The sequence below is a fragment of the Paraburkholderia largidicola genome, from assembly GCF_013426895.1.
In the GTDB taxonomy this organism is placed as follows: domain Bacteria; phylum Pseudomonadota; class Gammaproteobacteria; order Burkholderiales; family Burkholderiaceae; genus Paraburkholderia; species Paraburkholderia largidicola.
The window spans coordinates 415,820-437,392 of record NZ_AP023174.1 but is presented as its reverse complement, the minus strand read 5'-3'; the positions used below and the strand labels follow the sequence as shown (position 1 = coordinate 437,392).

Genomic DNA, 21,573 nt, shown 5'->3' with positions numbered 1-21,573 from the left:
TTTGATGGACCGTCACCGTACAGCGCGCTCCCCTCGAGGACGGTCACTTCGCCAGGGTGGCAGCTTCGCTGCGTCAGCCTTTTTTGCCTGACGCGCCGGAGCCTCTTGATGGATCTTCAGGCACCAGGCCATGTTCGACGGCGAACCGGAACAGATCGGCATCGCTCTGCAGCGACAGCTTGCGCATTGCCGTGCATTTCTGCGCGCTGATCGTCTTGACACTGCGACCGAGCCTCAGCGCAATTTCCGTCACGCCGCGCCCGGTCGCATAGTGGGTCAACACTTCGAGTTCGCGTCGCGAAAGAACCTGTCGGACATAGTCGATCCGGCGCGACAACGTGGCGTCCGCGAGCAATGCGCGAATAGCGGGACCGACATAACATTCGTGCGCCAACGCGGTGATGATCGCCACATGAATCAGATCGATACGGTCGCGCTTGCTGACGACCGCCCCCACGCCCAGCGAAATGACCTTTTGCAAGGAGTCCGCCGCGGTCTCCATGGTCAGCACCACGACGACGACGTCAGGATGACGTTCCTTGAACTGCCGAACCATGTCGACACCGTCGCCATATGCGCCGCCATGCATGTACAGATCCATGACGACAAGCTCGCATTTGACACGCTGCGCCTCGGCGAACAATTCCGATGAGTCCGTTGCCTTCCCAACGATCTCGATGTTCGGAAACCCTGACATCAGATTCTCCATCGCGAGCAGGACCAGCGGGTGGTCGTCGGCGATGATGGTGCGGATTGGCAGTGTCACATCCTTTCTGATATTCACGCTTGGTCGCTCCCTGTGCTCTGTAGCTTGGTATTAATTTGCGAGCCCTTAGCCGGCTGAGGATCAGACATTCAACCGCTCCCCGACATAAGACTTCTCTGAATTTCAATGCATCGTTGGCGATGGCATTTCATTAGTTATCCTGCACAGCTTCCCGAGCAAGACCGTATGCTCGCACGAATGCGAAAAGCCCTGGATCATTGCTGACGCCCAGCTTTGCCATTGCGTCGCGCTTTTGCCGGCTAATGGTTCGGACATCCCGCCCCAGGTCGCGGGCAATTTCGGAAATCGACTTGCCACGCACGAACATGCGGATCACCTCGGCCTGGCGCGGGGAAAGATTGCGCATGGGCGACATGCCAAGCGGTTCGCCGCTCGCTTCTGCGAGCGTCAGCAGGATGGACTGGCTGACGTAGGAACGGCCCGCGCCCGCTGCACGGATTGCCGCAGCCAGTTCGTCCATCGATTCGCTTTTGTTGAGCATGCCGATCACGCCGTCGGACATGATCGACCGGAGGATGGCCGCATTGGTCAGGCTGGTGAGCACGACGATGCGCACAGCGGGCCAGCCGCCCCGGATGCGCCGGATGAGCCGCAGCCCGTCGTCGGCGTCGCCCGACGCATCCGGCATGGTCAGGTCCGTGACCAGCACATCGCACGACGTCTTGCCCATCAGTTGAACGAGTGACGAAGGGTTCGTCGCCTCACCGACGATCGTGAATCCTCCATGCGCCACGAGCGTGGCCCGGATACCGAGCAGAACAAACGGATGATCGTCTGCCAGCATGATTCGAAGATTCACTATTGCCGCCTTGTTATTGGTTTGTGTTTGTCGATGTCGAAATGCTCATTTCGCAGCAACGTCGAAACGAGCCCGTTTTACGACAACGCTCGCGACATATAACGAATCATGGTCCGACAAAACGCATCAAAACATCCGAGGCAGAAATGGAATATCAGAGAGTTCCGAATCAATGGCCGATTCAAAGACAAAATAGAAGTTTCGTTGAATTATTACCCATTACGGGCCTTTTTCCATTGAGATAGCGCTTAACCCTATTCGTCATGCTATTTCCGAAATTTCCAAAGGCTTGCTAGGAAACCATAGCGCACAGGGCTCTATAGCAAGGAGACAGTCGGTGCATCAGGCCCACGCTCGCAGAATTGCGCCAGTGCATCTTAGATTCAAGGTAAATATGAGCCACTCTACAGAATCACGGTGACACAGTATGCTCTTGAGAGGAGAACGCGCTTAGAAATTGAAACCAATAAAAATCAACCTCTAAAATAATTCTGACTTTCATGACAGAAATATCAGACAGATCACATCGATTTCCGATTACACAATCAATTCGATTAACTCCACCTCGAAGAAATAGCGCCAAAATAAAAAAAGCGTCCGGTTCATGGCCGAACGCCAAAAAGGACCTTCAAAAAAGTATCGACACGATCACGCCCTGACTCTCGACACATACCGCGCCGTGCGCACAGGCCGCGGAAAGACGGGCAGCGCGAGCAGCGCGCACACACTCGCGATCGCCCAAACGGCCGGCCACGAGGTCGCCGCGAGCAGTGGCGGAATGGCAAGCGGCGTGACGAACAGGGTCATGAATGCGCACGTGTTGCCCATCGCCAGCGCGGTGCCCGCGCGGCGCGTGCCCGCGAGCGTCGCCAGTTCCGTGTAGGCGACGCCGTGCCACGCGGACGCGCTCACGCCACCGAGCATCACCATCGCCGCGAGCACGATCGTGATCGCGCCGTGCGCGCCGCCCGTGCCCGCCGCGATCAGCGCGAGCGTCGCGAACAGCAGCGCCGTCAGCACGCTGCAGGCGCGCATGTATTGGCGCCGGTTGCCGTGCCGGTCCGTCCAGCGCCCGCTCCACACGCGTGCGACGGCAGCGCCCGTTTGCACGGCGGCCATCGTCGCGCTGATCTCGAACACGCCGGCATGGCCGAAGTCGTGCAGAAAGACCGTCGCGAACGTCACGACCGCGAGTTGCGGCACGCACAGCACGCCGATGCCCAGCGCGACACGCCACACGCCGGCATCGCGCAGCGGCGAAACGGACGCGGCAGGCTCGGCAGGCGAAGCAGCGGCGGCGCCGACCGACGCTGCATGCGGGCCCCCCTGCGCAGCCGCGACGGGTGGCTCGTGCAGCCAGTGCCACGCGAACCACGCGGTCACCGCGCACAGCGTGGCGAGCACACCGTACACGCCCACAAAGCCGACATGCGCGGCAAGCGCCGGCAGCGCAATCGCGCCCAGTCCGCCGCCTGCGGGCACGGCCGTCTGCCGGATGCTCATCGCGAGGCCGCGCTCGCCTTCGCGAAACCACGCCATCACCGCGCGCCCGCTCGATCCATTGACGCTGCCGCCCAGCAACCCGACGGCGAGCAGTCCGAGCGCGAGCGGCACGATGCCCGGCGCATCGGCGCCGCGCGGCACCACGAAGACTGCCATCGCAGCCAGCGCGGCCGCCGTCGTCAGAAGACCGAGCAGCAACACGCGCCGGTCACCCCAACGGTCGGTGAGCAATCCCCACGGCAATTCGCTGATGGCGATGCCGAGCCCCAGCATGCCGAGCACGAGGCCCAGCCCGCCGTTGCCGATGTGGTAGCCGTTGCGCAGAAAAATCGCCGTTGTCGGAATGCCTGAAAAAGCGGCCGAAAAGCTCGCGTTCGCGGCGAAGCCGACACCCAGCACCTTCCAGCGGTGATTACCGCCCATTCCTGAACTCTGCCCCACGATCGCCTCCAGTTGAATCGGTTGACGGCTATCGTAGGATTGGACGATCAATCGGAAAAGCGGGAAAATAGGATGTCATCCATCGGAGAATCCGAAACATGAACCAGCGCGCGTTCGACCTTGCGCAGTTGCGCACCTTCGTTGCCGTCGCGGAAGCGGGCAGCGTATCGGCGGGCGCGGAACGCGTGTTCCTGTCGCAGTCGTCGGCGAGCGAGCAATTGAAGAAGCTCGAAGAGCGCGCGGGGCAACCTCTGTTCCTGCGCGGCAAGCAGGGCGTTACCGCGACGCCAGCGGGCGCGAAGCTGCTCGATCACGCGCGCCGCATTCTGGCGATGAGCGAAGCGGCATTCGAAGACCTGCAAGGCCGCTCGCTCGACGGCGAGCTGCGCATCGCGATCACCGACTACTACCGGCCGCACGACGTCGCGCGCGTACTGAAAATGTTTTCCGAGCAGCATCCGCGGCTGCGCCTGCATGTGACCGTGCTGCCGAGCGCGGTGATCGACAGCAGCGTCGAAGACGACACCACGTTCGATATCGGCCTGTCGCTGCGTATCGTCGCGCCGGGCACGAAGCGCGCGACACCGAACCGCCCGCATGCGGCGAGCACCGTCGTGCGACGCGAGAAGCTGGTGTGGGCGATGTCCTCCGACGCCGATCCGCGACACCTCGCCGCGCCTTTCCATCTCGTGCTCCTGCCGTCGACGTGTCAGCTGCAGCGTTTCGTCGTCAGATTGCTCGACGAGAACAAGGTGTCGTATCTCGTATCGCATTCGGCATCGGGCATGGCGGGTCTTCAACTGGCGTTGAAGGCGGGGCTTGGTATCTCATGTCTGAATGAATCGTCGATCGGCTCCGGCATGGTGCTGTGTCCGCCGACAATCGGCCTTCCCCAGTTGCCAGCCGTCGAGTTTCATCTGCTGCCCGGACGTCCCGGCGAAAGCGCGCGCGTCAGCGATGCGCGCGAAGCATTCATGCGCCTTCTCGCGTGAACGCGATTGCAGTATCTGCATCAATGCTTAGTTGACACGACAATTACTGCAAGTGTTTATGCTGCGTTGAAACGCGACCAATTGCCACCTATGATGATTGCAACGCCAGCGTCATCCTGATGCCTTACTGTATCAATGCGTTTGCCGCATCGACGGCAAGCGCTACGCATGCGCGCGCGTCAATCCGTACCCTCTTCTGCGAGCTTTTTCGGACTTGACTAGACTGGCGGCGCCGCACATCGCACAGGTAAGAGCAACAGACTTCGCGTGTCATGGGTCGCCTAGGCGGCCGCGGTAGAGAAGCAAAAGAGAAGAGCGCAAAGCGTCTCTTCCCAAGGGTGCAACACAACGATATCTACAAACCCTATTTCCCTACGAGGCCAGTCGTGCAGCGCAGAACCATCGGCTCTTCGATCCTTTTGCTGTTGTGCGCCCTTTGCGCGCGAGCGTCATTCGCGGCGTCGAACGACGCGCCCGCACCGTCGGCGATGGACGAGAAAATGCACGCCTGCACGACCTGTCACGGCGCGCAGGGCCAGGGGCGCAACAACGATTACTTTCCGCGTATCGCGGGCAAGCCCGCCGAGTATCTGTTCAACCAGTTGACAGCATTTCGCGACGGCGGCCGCACCTATCCGCCGATGGGTTATCTGCTCGCGTTTCTCCCCGACGAATACCTGCGCAAGATCAGCCAGTACTTCGCCGATCTGCAGCCGCCGTATCCGAATCCCGATACCAACCCGGTGTCGCAAGCGACGCTCGATTACGGCAAGCAGGTCGTCATGCAAGGCGACACGAAGCGCGGCATACCCGCATGCGCGGCGTGTCATGGCGAGCGGCTGACGGGACAGCAACCGGGTATTCCCGGTCTGCTCGGTCTGCATGCGAGCTATATCGCCGGACAGATGGGCACATGGCGTTCGGGCACGCGTCACGCGCTCGCGCCCGACTGCATGCATGCCATCGCTGTGAAGCTGAGCGATAAGGACATCACTGCCGTATCGAGCTGGCTCGCGCGCCAGCCGCGTCCCACCGATCCGCGTCCCGTGCCGCGATTGCCCGGCAAGCTGCCGCTCGCATGTGGGAGCCAACCGGAATGAAGACTCTCTCCTTTAGCTCCGTGTCGATCAGTTCCGTGCATCGCATGCCACGCGCCGCGCGTGCCGCGCGCCGCATCACCGTGTCGCTCGCCGTGGGCGCCATGTTCACGCTCGCCGCGCTCGCGCCTCGCTCGCCGTTCATCGCCGCCGCGCATGCCGCAGAAGCCGCGGCGCCTGCTGGCCCGGACACGCGTCCCGAGATCGTCAAACGCGGCGAATATCTCGCGCGCGCAGGCGACTGCGTGGCCTGCCATACGGCACCGCGCGGCAAGACCTTCGGCGGCGGCCTCGCAATGGAGACGCCGTTCGGCACCTTCTACACGCCGAACATCAGCTCCGACAAGGAGTACGGCATCGGCAAATGGACAGCCGACGAGTTCTTCAAGATGATGCGCACGGGCAAAAGCCCCGACGGCAAGCTGATCTATCCGGTGATGCCGATTGCGGCCTACACCAAAGTCACGCGCGAAGACTCCGACGCGATCTTCGCGTATCTGCAGTCGGTGGAACCCGTGCATCAACCGAGCCGCAAGCTGGACCTGCGCTTCCCGTTCAACCAGCGCGAGTTGCTGCTCGGCTGGCGCTCGCTGTATTTCCGCGAGGGTGAATTCCAGCCGAACCCGAGCCGCTCGGTCGAATGGAATCGCGGCGCGTATCTCGTAGAAGGGCTCGGCCATTGTTCGATGTGCCACACGAAGATCAATCTGCTCGGCGGCTCGTCGAAGAGCGAGCAGTTCGCGGGCGGCCTGATCCCCGTGCAGAACTGGTACGCGCCGTCGCTCACGTCAGACAAGGACGGCGGTCTCGGCGACTGGAGCATCAAGGACATCGTCGATCTGCTGCAGGCGGGCATCTCGGATCGCGGCGCAGTCTACGGCCCGATGGCCGAGGTCACCTATCACAGCCTGCAATACATGAGCGACGACGACGTGAAGGCCATGGCCGTCTATCTGAAGACGCTGCCCGACAACGACCCCGGCCGCAAGACCGGTCCGTCGGCGACCGTGAAGCCCGCCGTGTTCGAGAACGGCCAGCGCATCTATATGGCGAAGTGCGCGACCTGTCACGGCGAGCACGGCGAAGGCCATCTGCAACACTACCCGCCGCTCGCGCACAACCAGTCGATCGAAATGGACTCGGCCGTCAACCCGATCCGGATCGTGCTGAACGGCGGCTTCCCGCCCGGCACGCGACGCAACCCCGAACCGTATGGCATGCCGCCGTTCGCGCAGGAACTGAACGATACAGATCTCGCCGCCGTCGTCACGTACATCCGCACCGCGTGGGGCAATCATGGCCAGCCCGTGACGGCGAAGCAGGTCAACGAACTGCGCAAGGCGCCGTTGCACTAGCCCACATTATTCGTATAAACCCTGTCCTCGGAGATATGGCAGATGGACCCTAACGTTCACTCCGGCGACCACCCCGGCAACGCTTCGGACGACGAAGTCGAGCGCATCGTCGCGCAAGGACCGCACGGCGCAATCGCGGTCGCGGGCGTCGCGGCCGTGGTCGTGCTGGCGATCTGGATCGGCTTTTACTTTCTCGTATTTGTGCCGCGCGGCGTCATTCACTGATCATGTCGACCCAACCTTCTCATTCCCCGGATAGTGGCCACGGCGTCGCCGAGCGCGCTGAAAAGCGCTGGGCTTACTTCGTCATCGCGATCGTCGTGTTCATGCTCGTAGTCGTCGTGTACTCGGGCTTGCACTACGCGATGATGCCGCCCTCGCGCGTCGAAACCATCGACCCGTCGCGCCTGCAGATGTCCGGCGAATTTGTCGAAAGCAATCTGGGCACGGGCGTCGATCCCGACGGCACGGTCGTCGTGCGCTTCATCGCGCAGCAATACTCGTTCACGCCGCAATGTCTGGTCGTGCCCGCCGGCACCGACATCACCTTCCGCACGACGAGCGCCGACGTCGTGCATGGCCTGCTCGTCACGGACACGAACATCAACACGATGGTCGTGCCGGGCTACGTCGCGACGTTTTCCTCCTCCTTCGACAAACCCGCCGATCACCTGATGCCCTGCCACGAGTTTTGCGGCTTCGGCCATCAGACGATGTGGGCGCATGTGAAGGTGATCGACAAGGCTGCCTTCTTCGAACAGGCAAAACAACATCGGAGGCTCAGCTGTGTTTCACGCTAAGCGACTCGTTCTCGCGCACTTCTGGCTCGCGTTCATCGCGTTCGGAATTGCGCTGCTGCTGGGCGCATGGCAAATGCTCGTGCGCAGTCCGCTGCATCCGTGGATCGGCGAACCGGAGCTGTACTACCGCTCGGTGACGGCGCACGGCACGGTGATGGCCTACGTGCTGCCCACGCTCGTCGCCATGGGCTTCGGCTATGCGATCGTCGAACTGGCGCTTCAACAGGCGCTCGTCGGTCTGAAGTGGGCGTGGGCCGGCTTCATCCTGCTGGTGGTCGGCGCAATCATGGCGATGGTGCCCGTTGCGGCCGGCCAGGCGTCCGTGCTGTTCACGTTCTATCCGCCGATGATCGGCAGCCCGTTCTATTACATCGGCGTCGTGCTCGTGGTGGTCGGCTCATGGATCTGGGTCGCGCTGATGGGGGTCAACCTGCACGTCTGGAAGCGCGCGAACCCCGGCAAGCCGGTACCGCTCGCAATGTACGCGAACGTGGCGGGCGCCTATCTGTGGGCATGGACGGCCGTGGGCGCGGCGCTCGAGATTCTGTTCCAGATTCTGCCCGTCGCGCTCGGCCTGAAATCGACCATCGACGCAGGCCTCGCGCGCGTGCTGTTCTCGTGGACGCTGCACGCGATCGTCTATTTCTGGCTGGTGCCGTCGTACATCGCGTATTACACACTGGTGCCGCGCGCGATCGGCGGCAGGCTGTACAGCGATTCGATGGCGCGCGTGTCGTTCATCCTGTTCCTCGTGTTCGCGATGCCGATCGGCATTCACCATCTGTTCGCCGATCCGCAGGTCGGTGCGGGCTTCAAGTTCGTGCATGCGGTGTTCACGGGCATGGTGTCGGTGCCGACGCTGCTCACCGTGTTCACGATCTGCGCATCGGTGGAAATCGCCGGGCGGCTGCGCGGCGGCAAAGGCGCATTCGGCTGGCTGAAAGCGCTGCCGTGGGACAACCCGATGATGCTCGTCATCGCGTTCTCGTTCATCATGCTCGGCTTCGGCGGGGCGGGCGGGCTCATCAACATGAGCTATCAGCTGAACGAGACCATCCACAACACGCAGTGGGTCACGGGGCACTTCCACCTGATCTTCGGCGGCGCGATCGTCATCATGTACTTCGCGATCGCGTATGAACTGTGGCCGCAACTGACGGGCCGCGCGATCGGCTCGCTGCGCCTGATCCGCTGGCAGTTGTGGCTGTGGTTCATCGGCATGATGGTCGTCACGTTGCCGTGGCATTACGTCGGCCTGCTTGGCGCGCCGCGCCGCATGGCGTACTACGACTACAGCAATCCTGCGATCGCGCCGCAAGCCGTCTGGGTTGCCGTGTCGGCATTCGGCGGCCTGATTCTGGTGATCTCCGGGTTCCTGTTTCTCTACATTCTCGCGAAGTCGCAGTTCGGCGCGATCGAGCAACCGAAGCAGTTCCGCTTCAGCGTGCCCGTGCATCCCGTCGAACGCGTGCCCGCTGCGCTGAACAGCTTCGGCCTGTGGGTCGCGCTGATGATCGGACTGACGATCGTCAACTACAGCGTGCCCATCGCACAACTGCTCGGCTTGCAGCAGACTTCCGTGCCGGCCGTATCGGTGGGAGCGCGGTCATGAGCGAAGAACGCGTCTTCAGCTTCAGCAACCGATGGTTCACGTCGAGCGTCGGCGGCGTGATCGTCATTGCCATCGTGGCGATTCTGATCGGCTTTATCTGGTTGCCGTCGAAGCATCCCGACTTCACGCAGCGCGGACTGTGGGCAACGATCTGCAGCGCGGCAGGCGCGCCATCCACATGGTTCACGCAAAGCGACAACGTCGCCGGCCCAGCGCCGAGCAACGTGCTCGTGTTGCCGCCTCTGCCGCCTTGGGGACGCACGCGCCCCAGCGCCGAGTCGATTGGCCGTGGCGCGACGCTCGCGCAAAACTGCTCGATGTGTCATGGCGTCGAGAGTCTGATCCAGGTGACGGCGCCCGTGCTCGCCGGGCAATACGCGGACGTCGTCTACAAGCAGTTGCGCGATTATCAGAGTGGCCAGCGCATGAACTCGATCATGCCGCCCATCATCGCGCATCTGAACGACCGCGATCTGCACGACCTCGCGAACTACTATTCGACGCTGCCGCGCCCCGCCGCCGTCGAACAGGCCACGGCCGAAGATGCCACCATCCGCAAGTTCGTCAACGAAGGCTCGCCGATGCGCAACATCGCGCCCTGCGCGGCCTGTCATGGCGATCGCGACCGAAAGGGCGCCGCGCCCTGGCTGGGCGGGCAATCGTCGGTGTATATGGCGGCGCAACTGCGCGCGTTTGCGGACGGCACCCGTCACAACGACATCAACGAACAGATGCGCAACGTCGCGCGCAATATGACGCCCGAGGAAATCGACGGGGCCGCGAAGTATTACGCTGAAAGACAGCCTTAGAGCGTCACGTCACGTCGTAAGAAAAACGGCGGTGCAAGCGTGAAGGCTTGCACCGCCGTTTTGTTGTACGCCTCTGTGCCGCGAGCAAATCGCAGTTCGCGATTCACTCAGGCTTTGGCCATCGCGATCAAATCGCTTCCGCCGCTTCCATCTGCATCGTCATGTCGTGCTTCTGCGGCACCGTGCGGCGCGCAGCGTTACGCGACGCCGACGCCTGCCCGCTATCCGTCCTGAACACCGCCACCGCTGACGTCAACCGGCGTGCCTGCTCTTCGAGCGAACTTGCCGCTGCCGCCGCCTGCTCGACGAGCGCCGCGTTCTGCTGCGTCACTTCATCCATCTGCGCGACGGCGAGATTCACCTGATCGATGCCCGTGCTCTGCTCGGTTGCGGCCTCGGCGATCTCGCTCATGATCGCGCTGACGCGCGCGATCGCATCGACGATATCCGTCATCGTCGAACCCGAACGCTGCACGAGGTCCGCGCCCGCCGTCACGCGCTCGTTCGATTCGCCGATCAGACCTTTGATCTCCTTCGCCGCGGCCGCGCTACGCTGCGCAAGCGAGCGCACTTCGCTCGCCACCACCGCAAAACCACGGCCCTGCTCGCCCGCGCGCGCCGCCTCGACGGCTGCGTTCAACGCGAGAATGTTGGTCTGGAACGCGATGCCTTCGATCACGCCGACGATATCCGCGATACGCCGCGAGTCGTCGACGATCTTCTGCATCGTGCCGACCACCTGCTGCGTGAGATCGCCGCCCTGCGCTGCGAGTGTCGATGCGCCCTGCGCGAGCGAGCTGGCCTGCTTCGCGTTGTCGGCCGTCTGCTTGACGGTCGATGTGAGTTCCTCGATGCTCGCCGCCGTTTCTTCGAGCGATGCTGCCTGCTCTTCCGTGCGCTGCGACAGGTTCGTATTGCCCGCGGCGATTTCGCTCACGCCCGTATCGATCGAATCGGTGCCGTGGCGCACCGTGTTCACCGTCGCGATCAGCGACTCCTGCATCTTGCGCAGCGCCGCCGCGAGACGGCCCATCTCGTTGTCGCTAACGTTGTCGATGCGGCCCGTCAGATCGCCGTTCGCGATGCGCTGGAACTGCTCGATGGTGGCATCGACGGGATGCACGATGGCGCGAACCATCATCATGCGTCCGAGCCACGCGAAGATCAGCGTCGCCGCCATGCCGATCGCGACCGCTACACTGATCGTGTAGAAGAGCTGCTGTGCTTCTTGGTAACGCTGCTCGGCGTGATCGAGCTGCAGCTTTTCGAGCGTCAGCATCGCCTTTTCATAAGCGCTGTATAGCGGCGACAGCTTGTGCGCCTGAAGTTGCTGGAAAGCTGCCTTGTCGCCGGACTTGAGCGCCGCGAGCGCGGGCTCGGCGCCTTCGTGCAGGAACACATCGCGCTTGTCCTGCATGTCCTTGATGAGGCGCTGTTCGTCGGCGTCGTTGCTGGCCTTGCTGATGTAATGCGCAAGACGTTCGTTCGACACCTTCTGGTACGTATCGAAGCGCTTCAGCACGGCATCGGCGCCTTCCTGATCGTTCAGCTCGATCAGCGAAGAGTAGGTCGCCAGCGCGAGACGCAGACGCAGCAACTGGCCGGCGCTACCTTCGAGATCCGCCACGGCGGGCGTATCGACGGTATACATCTGTTGCAACGACGCATTGCTTTCACGCAGCGATAGCAGCCCCGCTGCCGCGCCGATCAGCAATACCACGCCGAACAGCACGACCATTAACGTGAGGTATGCGCGAATCGAAAGACCTTTCAACATGAAGCATGTCTCCTATGGCCGCCTGGCGGGAATCTTCCGGTTCCACAGCAGGCTTGCTGCGCCCAGGCCCATAGGCAAGGTCCGCAACCCGATTAAAAATTAAGCAAACGCACCACATTTTCAGTTACGGCTAATTCGACCAAAACTTTATGGCCTGTAAGGTCGCTTTCGATCGAAACGGTCGCTTAATTGATCTCGCGCATAGACACTCGCTGCTTGCTGAATCTTTCTTCTCGCTATTTGGGTTTGGTGTCCTTGATTTAACAGTTCGGATCGAGACTTGCCCGCGCTGCAAAGTTATTGGACATTAGCGAAGCGACGGCTACGCGGACCACGTTTATGCAAGAGACATTGTCAGCGCTCGTGGTGTTCGTTCTGCTTCTGGCGGGAACGGGCGTCGGCTTTTTCGGCAAGCCTTATCTGCCCGAAGAACATCGCAGGCACGAGACGCTCCAGCTGATCCAGCTCGTGATGACGATGCTCGTGACGTTCGCGGCGCTGGTGCTGGGCTTGCTGACGGCGTCGGCGAAAAGCAGCTTCGATACGGTTGGAAACGATTTCCGCTCGTATGCCGCCGAACTGATCCAGCTCGACATGGCGTTGCGCCAGTACGGTCCCGAGGCGCAATACCCGCGCACGCTGCTGCGCTCGTACACGGCTGCGGCGATCGCCGCGACCTGGCCCGGTGAGCGCGCGCCGTCGGGCAACTATCCACGGTTCAAGACCGATCTCGAACACGACAAGCTCGAAGACATTGGACTTGGCGATCTGCTCAACGAATCGTTCGTCGCAGTGCGCAAGCTGCAGCCCGCCAACAGCTACCAGCAGCACACTCAGGCCGAATGCATTGCGCGTTTCGAGCGGGTGATCCAGGCGCGCTGGACGTTGATCGAGGAAGCGCATAGCTCGATCTCGAAGCCCTTCCTCACCACGCTCACCTTCTGGCTGATGATCATCTTTCTCTGCTTCGGCATCGTCGCGCCTCGCAACGCGCTGGCGCTCGTGATGATCATGCTGGGCGCGGTGTCGATTGCATCGGCCGTGTATGTGATCGTCGATCTCGACACGCCTTTGACGGGCCCGATCGTTTCATCCAGTCAGCCGATGCGCGATGCGCTCACACATCTCGACCGCCCGCTTTAGCGATGCGCCGGCTCGCCTTCAACCGACCTTCAACCCGCCGGCCGCGTCGAAGATCTCGCGCAGCCATTGCGCAAACACCCGCACGCGTGACGACAACTGGCGGCTTTGCGGATAGAGCACGGTGACGGGCATCGGTGGCGGCGGAAGTTGCGGCAGCACGACGACGAGGCTGCCCGCGGCGAGTTCGCTCTGCACGCGATAGCGCGGCACCTGCACGAGACCCAGCCCCGCGACGGCGGCGCCCGTGTACAGGTCCGTGCCCGTCACGGAAACGACCGCCTCGAGATTCACCTCGACGATGCGTTCATCGACGGTGAATTCGAGCGGCAGCGCGTTGCCTGTCGCGCTCGACATGTAATTGACGGCGCGATGCGTGGTGAGCGCGGCGAGATCGTCGGGCACGCCGTGCCGTTCCAGGTACGCCGGGCTCGCGACCGTCACCTGCTCGAGCCGCGCGACGCGCCGCCCGACCATCGACGAATCCTGCAGATTCCCCGCGCGCAACACGCAATCGACACCCTCGCGCACCAGATCGACCAGGCGGTCGTCTTCGCCAATATGCAACTCGATGCCCGGATAGCGCGCGAGGAATTCCGGCAGCGCGGGCACGATGAAATGCCGCGCAAGCGTGCCTTGCAGATTCACGCGCAACAGACCTTTCGGCGCGGCATCGCGAAACGAACCTTCGGCTTCTTCCATGTCCGCGAGCAGACGCACACAGCGGCGGTAGTACGCTTCGCCGTCGTGCGTGAGGCGCACGGTGCGTGTCGTGCGTTCGAGCAGTCGCGCGCCGAGCCGTTGCTCCATCCGCTTCATCAGGTTCGTGACGGTGGCGCGCGGGATCTGCAGATCGTCGGCGGCACGTGTGAAGCTTTGCCGCTCGGCGATGCGGACGAACACCAGCATTTCCTGAAAACGGTCCATGGCGGCTGCTTTCGCGTCATTGTTGAAGTGAATGGAATGATGATAACAACTTTCGGCTGATTATCTCTTCGCCGAGATGTCCGATCATCCTTCTCACCAACACACCACTTCAAGGAATCGGATCATGAACAACGTCAAGAACGCACAGGTTGCTATCGTCACGGGCGCATCGCGTGGTATCGGCGCAGCGATCGCGCGCCGCCTTGCCAGCGACGGTTTTGCGGTCGTCGTGAACTACGCGGCAAGCTCGAAGGAAGCGGATGCCCTCGTCGCCGAACTGAAAGCGCAGGGCGCAGCGGCGATTGCGGTCAAGGCGGACGTCTCGAACGCCGACGACGTGCGCCGCATGTTCGAAGCGACGGAGCAACAGCTCGGCAAGGTTGACGTGCTCGTCAACAACGCGGGCATCCTGAAGACGATGCCGCTCGCCGAAACCAGCGACGCGCTCTTCGCGCAAACCTTCGATATCAACGTTCGCGGCACCTTCAACACGCTGCGCGAAGCGGCAACGCGGATGAACAACGGCGGACGCATCGTCAACTTTTCGAGCACGACGCTCGCGCTGAACATGCCGGGCTACGCGATCTACAACGCGACCAAGTCGGCCGTCGAATCGTTCACACATGTGTTCGCGAAGGAACTGCGCGGGCGCAACATCACCGTCAATGCCGTGGCGCCGGGGCCGGTGGCCACTTCGCTGTTCCTCGACGGCAAGACGGAAGAGCAGATTCAGACGTTCGCGAAGATGCCGCCGCTGCAACGCCTGGGGCAGCCGGAGGATATTGCTTCCGCGGTCGCGTTTCTTGCCGGGACGGATGGCGCGTGGGTGAATGGGCAGGTTCTGCGGGCGAATGGCGGAGTGGCTTGAGGCTTGGCGCCTGGTTTGCGTTTTCAATGCGAAACGTCGGCATGTAAAAAAACACCCCGCTCGGTGGCGGGGTGTTTTTGTGTTCGTTCGTCGACGCTTGCGGTCTGGGACGGATTAGAACGGAATATCGTCATCCATCTCATCGAACCCGCCGCCGGCCGGCGCGCTCGGACGGCTCTGACCGCCGCCACCGCCGCCCGACACGCGGCCAGCACCACCGCCACCGCCCGACATGCGGCCACCGCCGCCACCGCCGCGCTCCATCGATTCGCCACGGCTATAGCCGCCGTCATCGCCACCACCGCCGCCGCCCGCGCCACTGCGGCCGCCGAGCATCTGCATCTGGTCAGCGACGATTTCCGTCGAGTAACGGTCCGTGCCGTCCTGCGCCTGATACTTGCGCGTGCGGATACGGCCTTCGATGTACACCGACGAGCCCTTCTTCAGGTACTCCGACACGATCTCAGCCAGGCGCCCGAAGAACGAAATGCGGTGCCATTCCGTCATTTCCTTGAATTCGCCCGACTGTTTGTCCTTGTAGCGGTCGGTCGTTGCAAGGCGGATGTTCGCCACTGCGTCGCCGCTCGGAAGATAACGGACTTCCGGATCGGCACCCAGATTGCCGACGAGAATGACCTTGTTCACGGATGCCATGAGTTTCTCCTGTTGATTCCGTTGCCGGCGACGCGGCGCCGATGGCGCTTCGCGCCCCAGCCGCCTGTGTCAGTGAACGGAAAGCGCGCCGCTGCGCCCCGATTGACCGCCGCCTTGTAAATTCGTGCCGTAAAAGCTTTATGCCTTGCGTGGCGGCTGTTTCATGCTGGCCGCGATTATAAGCCAGCAAGCCACAAGCCCTGAGCATGCAAAAAACACGGCGCTCTGTCCATCGACTTTCAATAGCCAGCCGCCGATCACGCCGCCCATTGCAAGGCCGATCGACTGCGTGGTGTTGTAGACGCCGGCCGCCGCGCCCTTGCGGGTGCCCGGCGCCAGCTTCGACACCAGCGAAGGCTGCGAAGCCTCGAGAATATTGAACCCGAGAAAGTAGACGAACAGAATCGCTGCCACAGTCAGAATGGTATGCGGTGCGATGCCGAGAAGTAACTGTCCGATCAGGATAAGACCAATCGCACCTAGCAGCACCGGCTTCATCTTGCCGCGCTTTTCCGCGGCGATGATCGCCGGGACCATCATCACGAACGCGAGGCCCATGACGGGCAGGTAAATCTTCCAGTGCGACGAAACGGGCAGGCCGCCCGCTTCCAGAATGCGCGGCACGACCAGAAACAGTGCCGTCTGCGTGGCATGCAACACCAGCACGCCGAAGTTCAGACGCAGCAGTTCCTTGTTGTGCAGGACTTCGTGGAACGGCGCGGGCACATGCACGGGCTTCGGCGCATCGGGAACGACCCACAGCACCACACCGATCGCGAGAATCGAGAAGATGCCGACCAGCGTGAACAGGCCGCTCATGCCGAGGTAGTGAAACACGATCGGCGCGCCGACGATCGCCACCGCAAACGACACACCGATCGAGCCGCCCACCATCGCCATCGCCTTGGTGCGATGCTCTTCGGCCGTCAGGTCCGCGATGAACGCGATCACCGCCGACGACACCGCGCCCATCCCCTGAATCACGCGGCCGACGATGATCCACGTCATGTCGTGCGCGGACGCGGCAACGAAGCTGCCGAGCGCGAAGATCAGCAGACCCATCGCGATGACCGGCTTGCGGCCGATCATGTCGGAAATCCACCCGTAGAAGATGTACAGCAGCGATTGCGTCACGCCGTAGGCGCCGAGCGCAATGCCGACCAGCAACACGTTGTCGCCGCCCGGAATCGTCTTCGCGTAGATCGAGAAGACGGGCATGATCATGAAGAGACCCAGCATGCGCAGCGCGAAGATCGCGGCTAGCGACACGGTCGCGCGCAACTCGGGCGCGCTCATGCGTGTGGAGGTGGCGGACGGATTGGACATCGGGAACGATTATTGAATGACGGACAGCGAATCGCGTGACAGCCCACATGCACGACACATGCGCAGCCTCCAGCGCTGGCCAGGCTTATAACGGGTGTCTGGTCTCTTGCAGAAGGCAGAAATCGCCCTCAACTACGAGCCATTCCCCGCAACGCTGAACCGCGAAAAAACGACGCTTTCGTCTTTGTCAGCACGCAGTTTGCGCACTGTCAGGAAGCCGTAACGGCGGTCTGGAAAAGTCGTTATAGTAGCAGGTTTAGCCTTCTCCTCTTCCCGCCGGTTCATGGAACAAATCCGTATCCGTGGGGCTCGGACCCACAACCTGAAGAACGTCAATCTCGACTTGCCGCGTCACAAGCTGGTCGTGATTACCGGCTTGTCCGGCTCGGGCAAATCGTCGCTCGCCTTCGACACGCTCTATGCCGAAGGCCAGCGCCGCTATGTGGAGAGCCTGTCTGCGTACGCCCGGCAATTCCTGCAATTGATGGAAAAGCCGGACGTCGATCTGATCGAAGGTCTGTCGCCCGCCATTTCGATCGAGCAGAAAGCGACTTCGCACAACCCGCGCTCGACAGTCGGCACGGTCACCGAAATTCACGACTACCTGCGACTTCTTTACGCACGTGTCGGCACGCCGTACTGCCCGGACCACGAAATTCCACTGGAGGCGCAAAGCGTCTCGCAGATGGTGGACGCCGCGCTCGCGCTGCCCGAAGACACGAAGCTGATGATCCTCGCGCCCGTCGTCGCGAACCGCAAGGGTGAGCACACCGAGCTGTTCGAAGACATGCAGGCGCAAGGCTTCATCCGGTTTCGCGTGCGCTCCGGCGGCGGCACGGCGAACGAAGGCGTCGCGAAAATCTACGAAGTCGACTCGCTGCCGCAGCTGAAGAAGAACGACAAGCACACGATCGACGTCGTCGTCGACCGTCTGAAGGTGCGCGCCGACGCGAAGCAGCGTCTGGCCGAATCGTTCGAAACCGCGCTGCGTCTTGCCGACGGCCGCGCGATCGCGCTCGAAATGGACACCGACAAAGAGCATCTGTTCAGCTCGAAGTTCGCGTGTCCGATCTGCTCGTACTCGCTGCAGGAACTGGAGCCGCGCCTCTTTTCGTTCAACAACCCGATGGGCGCGTGCCCGGAATGCGACGGCCTCGGGCAGATCACGTTCTTCGATCCGAAGCGCGTAGTCGCGCATCCGTCGCTGTCGCTGGCGGCGGGCGCTGTGAAGGGCTGGGACCGGCGCAACCAGTTCTACTTCCAGATGCTGCAAAGCCTCGCGGCGTTCTTCGAGTTCGATATCGATACCGCGTTCGAAGACCTGCCGGAAAAGGTGCGCAATATCTTGCTGTACGGCTCGGGCAAGCAGACGGTGCCGTTCTCGTACATCAACGAGCGCGGCCGCACGTCGGTGCGCGAGCATGTGTTCGAAGGGATCATTCCGAATCTGGAGCGGCGCTATCGCGAGACCGACTCGGTCGCGGTGCGCGAGGAACTGGCGAAGTATCAGAACAACCAGGCGTGTCCGTCGTGCGAAGGCACGCGCCTGCGCCGCGAAGCGCGATTCGTGCGCATCGGCACGGATAGTGACGCGCGTGGCATCTTCGAGGTCAGCGGCTGGCCGCTGCGCGACACGCTCGGCTATTTCCAGACGCTGCGGCTCGAAGGCTCGAAGCGCGAAATCGCCGACAAGGTCATCAAGGAAATCGTCGCCCGTCTGATGTTCCTGAATAACGTCGGGCTCGACTACCTGTCGCTCGAACGCAGCGCGGAAACGCTGTCGGGCGGCGAGGCGCAGCGTATCCGTCTCGCGTCGCAGATCGGCTCGGGGCTGACGGGCGTGATGTACGTGCTCGACGAACCGTCCATCGGTCTGCATCAGCGCGACAACGACCGCCTCATCTCGACGCTCAAGCATCTGCGCGATCTCGGCAATTCGGTGATCGTCGTCGAGCACGACGAAGACATGATCCGCATGGCCGATTACGTCGTCGATATGGGGCCGGGCGCGGGCGAGCACGGCGGCATGGTGATCGCCGAAGGCACGCCTGACGAAGTGCAGGCAGACCCTGCATCGATGACGGGTCAGTATCTCGCGGGCGCGCGGCGCATCGAATTCCCCGACGACCGCAAACAGCCCGACGAGCGCCATCTGCGCATCGTCGAGGCTTACGGCAACAACCTGAGGCATGTGACGCTCGATCTGCCCGTCGGTCTCCTGACCTGCGTGACGGGCGTCTCGGGCTCGGGCAAGTCGACCCTCATCAACGACACGCTGTATCACGCCGTCGCGCAACACCTGTACGGCTCGTCGACCGAGCCGTCGCCGTTCGAGGCGATCGAAGGGCTCGAGCATTTCGACAAGGTCATCAACGTCGACCAGTCGCCGATCGGCCGCACGCCGCGCTCGAATCCCGCCACGTACACGGGCCTCTTCACGCCGATCCGCGAACTGTTCGCGGGCGTCCCCGCTGCGAAGGAACGCGGCTACGATCCGGGCCGCTTCTCGTTCAACGTGAAGGGCGGGCGCTGCGAATCGTGTCAGGGCGACGGTGTGCTGAAAGTCGAAATGCACTTCCTGCCCGACGTGTACGTGCCGTGCGACGTCTGTCACGGCAAGCGCTACAACCGCGAAACGCTCGATATCCAGTACAAGGGCAAGAACATCAGCGAAGTGCTGGAGATGACGGTCGAGCACGCATACGACTTCTTCAAGGCGGTGCCCGTCGTCGCGCGCAAGCTGAAAACGTTGCTGGACGTCGGTCTCGGCTATATCCGGCTCGGCCAGTCGGCGACCACGCTGTCGGGTGGCGAGGCGCAGCGCGTGAAGCTGTCGCTGGAACTGAGCAAGCGCGATACGGGTCGCACACTGTATATCCTCGACGAGCCGACCACGGGTCTGCACTTCCACGATATCGCGCTGCTGCTCGAAGTCATCCATCGGTTGCGCGATCAAGGAAATACCGTGGTTATCATCGAGCATAATCTCGATGTGATAAAAACTGCCGACTGGGTCATCGATCTCGGCCCCGAAGGCGGCGCCGGCGGCGGTCAGATCATCGCGCAAGGCACGCCGGAGCAGATTGCGAAGTCGAAGGCAAGTTTTACCGGTCGTTATCTCGCGCCGCTGTTGCAGCGCGACAAGGCGGCGGACGAAGCGGCAGCAGGCGCGGACTATGCGACGAAGGTGAACAGCGAAGAATCCGACGACGAAGCGGAGGCAACTGTCATTGAAGACACTGCAGAATCGGCGAAACCGGCCGTAAAAGCGGTAAGGGCGAAAAAGGCCGTTGCCGCAGATGCGCCGAAACCGGCATCGAAATCGACAGCGAAACCAGCGGCAGGAACAGCAAGAGCAACGGGCAAGGCACCGGCGAAGGCCGGCAAGCCGAGCGTCAAAACCTGAGGTTGGAGACTATAGAAAGCCATGGCCAAGCGTAATCCGGCCCGTGATGACGGGCAGGTGCAGGATCTGCGCCCTCGCCCGGTCAGGCTGACCAGCGACATGAGCCTGCCGAAACTGTCGGCGGTCGAAATAGGCAGCTACATTGTCGCGCTCCTTGCGATGTGGGCGGTGCTCGAACTCAAGCTGCTGGGTGCGCTGCTCGCCGGCATGCTCGTGTTCCAGCTCGTCCATACGCTCGCGCCACGTATCGAGAAACACATGTCGAGCGGGCGCGCACGCTGGCTCTCGGTGGTGATTCTCTCCGCGGTGATCGTCGGCGTGCTGACGGGCTTCACCGTCGCCGTGATCGATCACTTCGAGAAGGACGTGCCGAGCGTGCAGAAGCTGCTCGACCAGGCCATGTCGCTGATCGATCAGGCGCGCGGCCGTCTGCCCCAGTTCGTCGCGCAGAACCTGCCCGTTTCCACCGAGCAGATGAAGGAAAAAGCCACCGTGCTGATGCAGACGCACGCGAGCACGCTGTCGCAAGGCGGCAAGAACGCGGCGCGCATCTTCACGCATGTGCTGATCGGCATGATCATCGGCGCGATCATCGCGGTCGGCGCGACCCGGCATATGCAGCGGCTGCCGCTGTCCACCGCGTTCATCACGCGCGTCAGCCGTTTCGCCGATGCGTTCCGCCGCATCGTGTTCGCGCAGGTGAAGATCTCGGCGATCAACACGGTGTTCACGGGCATTTTCCTGTTGCTGCTGTTGCCGCTCTTTCACGCGCCGCTGCCGATGGCGAAGACGCTCGTCATCATCACGTTCATCGTCGGCTTGCTGCCTGTGATCGGCAATCTGATCTCGAATACGCTTATCGTGGCCGTCGCGCTGTCGGTGAGCTTTCCGGCTGCCGTGACGGCGCTGATCTTCCTGATCCTGATCCACAAACTCGAGTATTTCCTGAATGCGCGCATCATTGGCGGCCAGATCGAGGCGCGCGCGTGGGAACTGCTGATCGCGATGCTCGTCATGGAAGCCGCGTTCGGCATTCCGGGCGTAATCGCCGCGCCGATCTTCTACGCGTATATCAAGCGTGAACTGATTTATCTGCGGCTGGTGTAACGCCTGAAGCTGCCAGCACTGAGACCCAAAGGGGCGACCGCGAGGCCGCCTTTTTTCATTTTGAAGCGGCCGACGACAGCGGGCTGAAAAGCCCGGCGCGACAATTTGTCGCACCCTCGCAACATTTATATCAACGGCACCGCGCCTACTGTCGCGTCTCACGGAAATAAAAG

General features: G+C 62.2%; 18 protein-coding genes. 11 read left to right on the top strand and 7 right to left on the bottom strand.

The annotated features are described in order from the left end of the window. Positions 1 to 73: 73 nt before the first annotated feature. The 3 genes from PPGU16_RS01950 to PPGU16_RS01940 form a co-directional block, all read right to left on the bottom strand. Positions 74 to 784, bottom strand: a complete 711-nt coding sequence (locus tag PPGU16_RS01950; RefSeq protein WP_180721470.1) for a response regulator — start codon at positions 782 to 784, stop codon at positions 74 to 76. Between the two features lie 133 nt (positions 785 to 917). After that, the gene (locus PPGU16_RS01945) at positions 918 to 1,571 is read right to left on the bottom strand and encodes a response regulator (protein WP_180722522.1); all 654 of its coding nucleotides are present in this window, start codon (positions 1,569 to 1,571) and stop codon (positions 918 to 920) included. Positions 1,572 to 2,234: 663 nt separating this feature from the next. Next, a complete protein-coding gene (locus tag PPGU16_RS01940; RefSeq protein ID WP_180722521.1) occupies positions 2,235 to 3,512 on the bottom strand; it encodes an MFS transporter in 1,278 nt (425 codons plus the stop codon). Between the two features lie 116 nt (positions 3,513 to 3,628). On the opposite strand from PPGU16_RS01940, the gene PPGU16_RS01935 reads away from it, so the two are divergent. The 7 genes from PPGU16_RS01935 to PPGU16_RS01905 all read left to right on the top strand — a co-directional run bounded on the left by PPGU16_RS01935 (position 3,629) and on the right by PPGU16_RS01905 (position 10,195). After that, positions 3,629 to 4,522 (top strand): LysR family transcriptional regulator, encoded by an 894-nt coding sequence (locus PPGU16_RS01935; RefSeq protein ID WP_180721469.1) that lies wholly within the window; start codon positions 3,629 to 3,631, stop codon positions 4,520 to 4,522. A 386-nt stretch (positions 4,523 to 4,908) separates the two neighbouring features. After that, a complete protein-coding gene (locus PPGU16_RS01930) occupies positions 4,909 to 5,622 on the top strand; it encodes a c-type cytochrome (protein WP_180721468.1) in 714 nt (237 codons plus the stop codon). Continuing rightward, positions 5,619 to 6,974, top strand: coding sequence for a c-type cytochrome (locus PPGU16_RS01925; RefSeq protein ID WP_180721467.1), 1,356 nt, complete (start codon positions 5,619 to 5,621; stop codon positions 6,972 to 6,974). The genes PPGU16_RS01930 and PPGU16_RS01925 overlap by 4 nt, the downstream gene beginning before the upstream one ends. A gap of 42 nt (positions 6,975 to 7,016) precedes the next feature. Then, positions 7,017 to 7,199 carry a hypothetical protein gene (locus PPGU16_RS01920; protein ID WP_180721466.1) on the top strand — a complete coding sequence of 61 codons (183 nt, stop codon included), beginning with the start codon at positions 7,017 to 7,019 and terminating at the stop codon, positions 7,197 to 7,199. A 2-nt stretch (positions 7,200 to 7,201) separates the two neighbouring features. Then, positions 7,202 to 7,774, top strand: coding sequence for a cupredoxin domain-containing protein (locus PPGU16_RS01915; RefSeq protein WP_180721465.1), 573 nt, complete (start codon positions 7,202 to 7,204; stop codon positions 7,772 to 7,774). After that, positions 7,761 to 9,386: a b(o/a)3-type cytochrome-c oxidase subunit 1 gene (locus tag PPGU16_RS01910; protein ID WP_180721464.1), complete on the top strand. Its 1,626-nt coding sequence runs from the start codon at positions 7,761 to 7,763 to the stop codon at positions 9,384 to 9,386. The genes PPGU16_RS01915 and PPGU16_RS01910 overlap by 14 nt, the downstream gene beginning before the upstream one ends. After that, positions 9,383 to 10,195, top strand: coding sequence for a c-type cytochrome (locus tag PPGU16_RS01905; protein WP_180721463.1), 813 nt, complete (start codon positions 9,383 to 9,385; stop codon positions 10,193 to 10,195). Before PPGU16_RS01910 ends, PPGU16_RS01905 begins: the two co-directional genes overlap by 4 nt. A gap of 127 nt (positions 10,196 to 10,322) precedes the next feature. On the opposite strand, the gene PPGU16_RS01900 is transcribed toward PPGU16_RS01905, so the two are convergent. Next, positions 10,323 to 11,972 carry a methyl-accepting chemotaxis protein gene (locus PPGU16_RS01900; protein WP_180721462.1) on the bottom strand — a complete coding sequence of 550 codons (1,650 nt, stop codon included), beginning with the start codon at positions 11,970 to 11,972 and terminating at the stop codon, positions 10,323 to 10,325. Between the two features lie 339 nt (positions 11,973 to 12,311). Between PPGU16_RS01900 and PPGU16_RS01895 the strand changes: the two genes are divergently transcribed. Beyond that, positions 12,312 to 13,115 (top strand): bestrophin-like domain, encoded by an 804-nt coding sequence (locus PPGU16_RS01895; protein WP_180721461.1) that lies wholly within the window; start codon positions 12,312 to 12,314, stop codon positions 13,113 to 13,115. A gap of 18 nt (positions 13,116 to 13,133) precedes the next feature. Here PPGU16_RS01895 and PPGU16_RS01890 read toward each other — a convergent pair whose 3' ends face one another. Further along, positions 13,134 to 14,039, bottom strand: a complete 906-nt coding sequence (locus PPGU16_RS01890; protein WP_180721460.1) for a LysR family transcriptional regulator — start codon at positions 14,037 to 14,039, stop codon at positions 13,134 to 13,136. 124 nt (positions 14,040 to 14,163) lie between these two features. Between PPGU16_RS01890 and PPGU16_RS01885 the strand changes: the two genes are divergently transcribed. Then, positions 14,164 to 14,907 (top strand): SDR family oxidoreductase, encoded by a 744-nt coding sequence (locus PPGU16_RS01885; protein ID WP_180721459.1) that lies wholly within the window; start codon positions 14,164 to 14,166, stop codon positions 14,905 to 14,907. A 114-nt stretch (positions 14,908 to 15,021) separates the two neighbouring features. Here the strand turns inward: PPGU16_RS01885 and PPGU16_RS01880 are convergent, their stop codons facing one another. Together PPGU16_RS01880 and PPGU16_RS01875 are read right to left on the bottom strand one after the other, a co-directional pair. After that, the gene (locus PPGU16_RS01880; protein ID WP_180721458.1) at positions 15,022 to 15,561 is read right to left on the bottom strand and encodes a single-stranded DNA-binding protein; all 540 of its coding nucleotides are present in this window, start codon (positions 15,559 to 15,561) and stop codon (positions 15,022 to 15,024) included. Positions 15,562 to 15,699: 138 nt separating this feature from the next. Further along, positions 15,700 to 16,887 (bottom strand): MFS transporter, encoded by a 1,188-nt coding sequence (locus PPGU16_RS01875; RefSeq protein WP_180721457.1) that lies wholly within the window; start codon positions 16,885 to 16,887, stop codon positions 15,700 to 15,702. Between the two features lie 283 nt (positions 16,888 to 17,170). Between PPGU16_RS01875 and uvrA the strand changes: the two genes are divergently transcribed. Continuing rightward, on the top strand, positions 17,171 to 20,293 hold the full coding sequence (uvrA, locus tag PPGU16_RS01870) for an excinuclease ABC subunit UvrA (RefSeq protein WP_180721456.1): 3,123 nt from the start codon (positions 17,171 to 17,173) through the stop codon (positions 20,291 to 20,293). A 21-nt stretch (positions 20,294 to 20,314) separates the two neighbouring features. Further along, positions 20,315 to 21,400 (top strand): AI-2E family transporter, encoded by a 1,086-nt coding sequence (locus PPGU16_RS01865; protein ID WP_180721455.1) that lies wholly within the window; start codon positions 20,315 to 20,317, stop codon positions 21,398 to 21,400. Positions 21,401 to 21,573: the final 173 nt, after the last annotated feature.

Excerpts from the sequence above, each read along its gene's own strand:
- PPGU16_RS01945 (WP_180722522.1), bottom strand. The coding sequence starts at position 1,571 with ATGCTGGCAGACGATCATCCGTTTGTTCTGCTCGGTATCCGGGCCACG.
- PPGU16_RS01940 (WP_180722521.1), bottom strand. The coding sequence starts at position 3,512 with ATGGGCGGTAATCACCGCTGGAAGGTGCTGGGTGTCGGCTTCGCCGCG.
- PPGU16_RS01935 (WP_180721469.1), top strand. The coding sequence starts at position 3,629 with ATGAACCAGCGCGCGTTCGACCTTGCGCAGTTGCGCACCTTCGTTGCC.
- PPGU16_RS01925 (WP_180721467.1), top strand. The coding sequence starts at position 5,619 with ATGAAGACTCTCTCCTTTAGCTCCGTGTCGATCAGTTCCGTGCATCGC.
- PPGU16_RS01920 (WP_180721466.1), top strand. The coding sequence starts at position 7,017 with ATGGACCCTAACGTTCACTCCGGCGACCACCCCGGCAACGCTTCGGAC.
- PPGU16_RS01915 (WP_180721465.1), top strand. The coding sequence starts at position 7,202 with ATGTCGACCCAACCTTCTCATTCCCCGGATAGTGGCCACGGCGTCGCC.
- PPGU16_RS01905 (WP_180721463.1), top strand. The coding sequence starts at position 9,383 with ATGAGCGAAGAACGCGTCTTCAGCTTCAGCAACCGATGGTTCACGTCG.
- PPGU16_RS01900 (WP_180721462.1), bottom strand. The coding sequence starts at position 11,972 with ATGTTGAAAGGTCTTTCGATTCGCGCATACCTCACGTTAATGGTCGTG.
- PPGU16_RS01895 (WP_180721461.1), top strand. The coding sequence starts at position 12,312 with ATGCAAGAGACATTGTCAGCGCTCGTGGTGTTCGTTCTGCTTCTGGCG.
- PPGU16_RS01890 (WP_180721460.1), bottom strand. The coding sequence starts at position 14,039 with ATGGACCGTTTTCAGGAAATGCTGGTGTTCGTCCGCATCGCCGAGCGG.
- PPGU16_RS01885 (WP_180721459.1), top strand. The coding sequence starts at position 14,164 with ATGAACAACGTCAAGAACGCACAGGTTGCTATCGTCACGGGCGCATCG.
- PPGU16_RS01880 (WP_180721458.1), bottom strand. The coding sequence starts at position 15,561 with ATGGCATCCGTGAACAAGGTCATTCTCGTCGGCAATCTGGGTGCCGAT.
- PPGU16_RS01875 (WP_180721457.1), bottom strand. The coding sequence starts at position 16,887 with ATGTCCAATCCGTCCGCCACCTCCACACGCATGAGCGCGCCCGAGTTG.
- uvrA (WP_180721456.1), top strand. The coding sequence starts at position 17,171 with ATGGAACAAATCCGTATCCGTGGGGCTCGGACCCACAACCTGAAGAAC.
- PPGU16_RS01865 (WP_180721455.1), top strand. The coding sequence starts at position 20,315 with ATGGCCAAGCGTAATCCGGCCCGTGATGACGGGCAGGTGCAGGATCTG.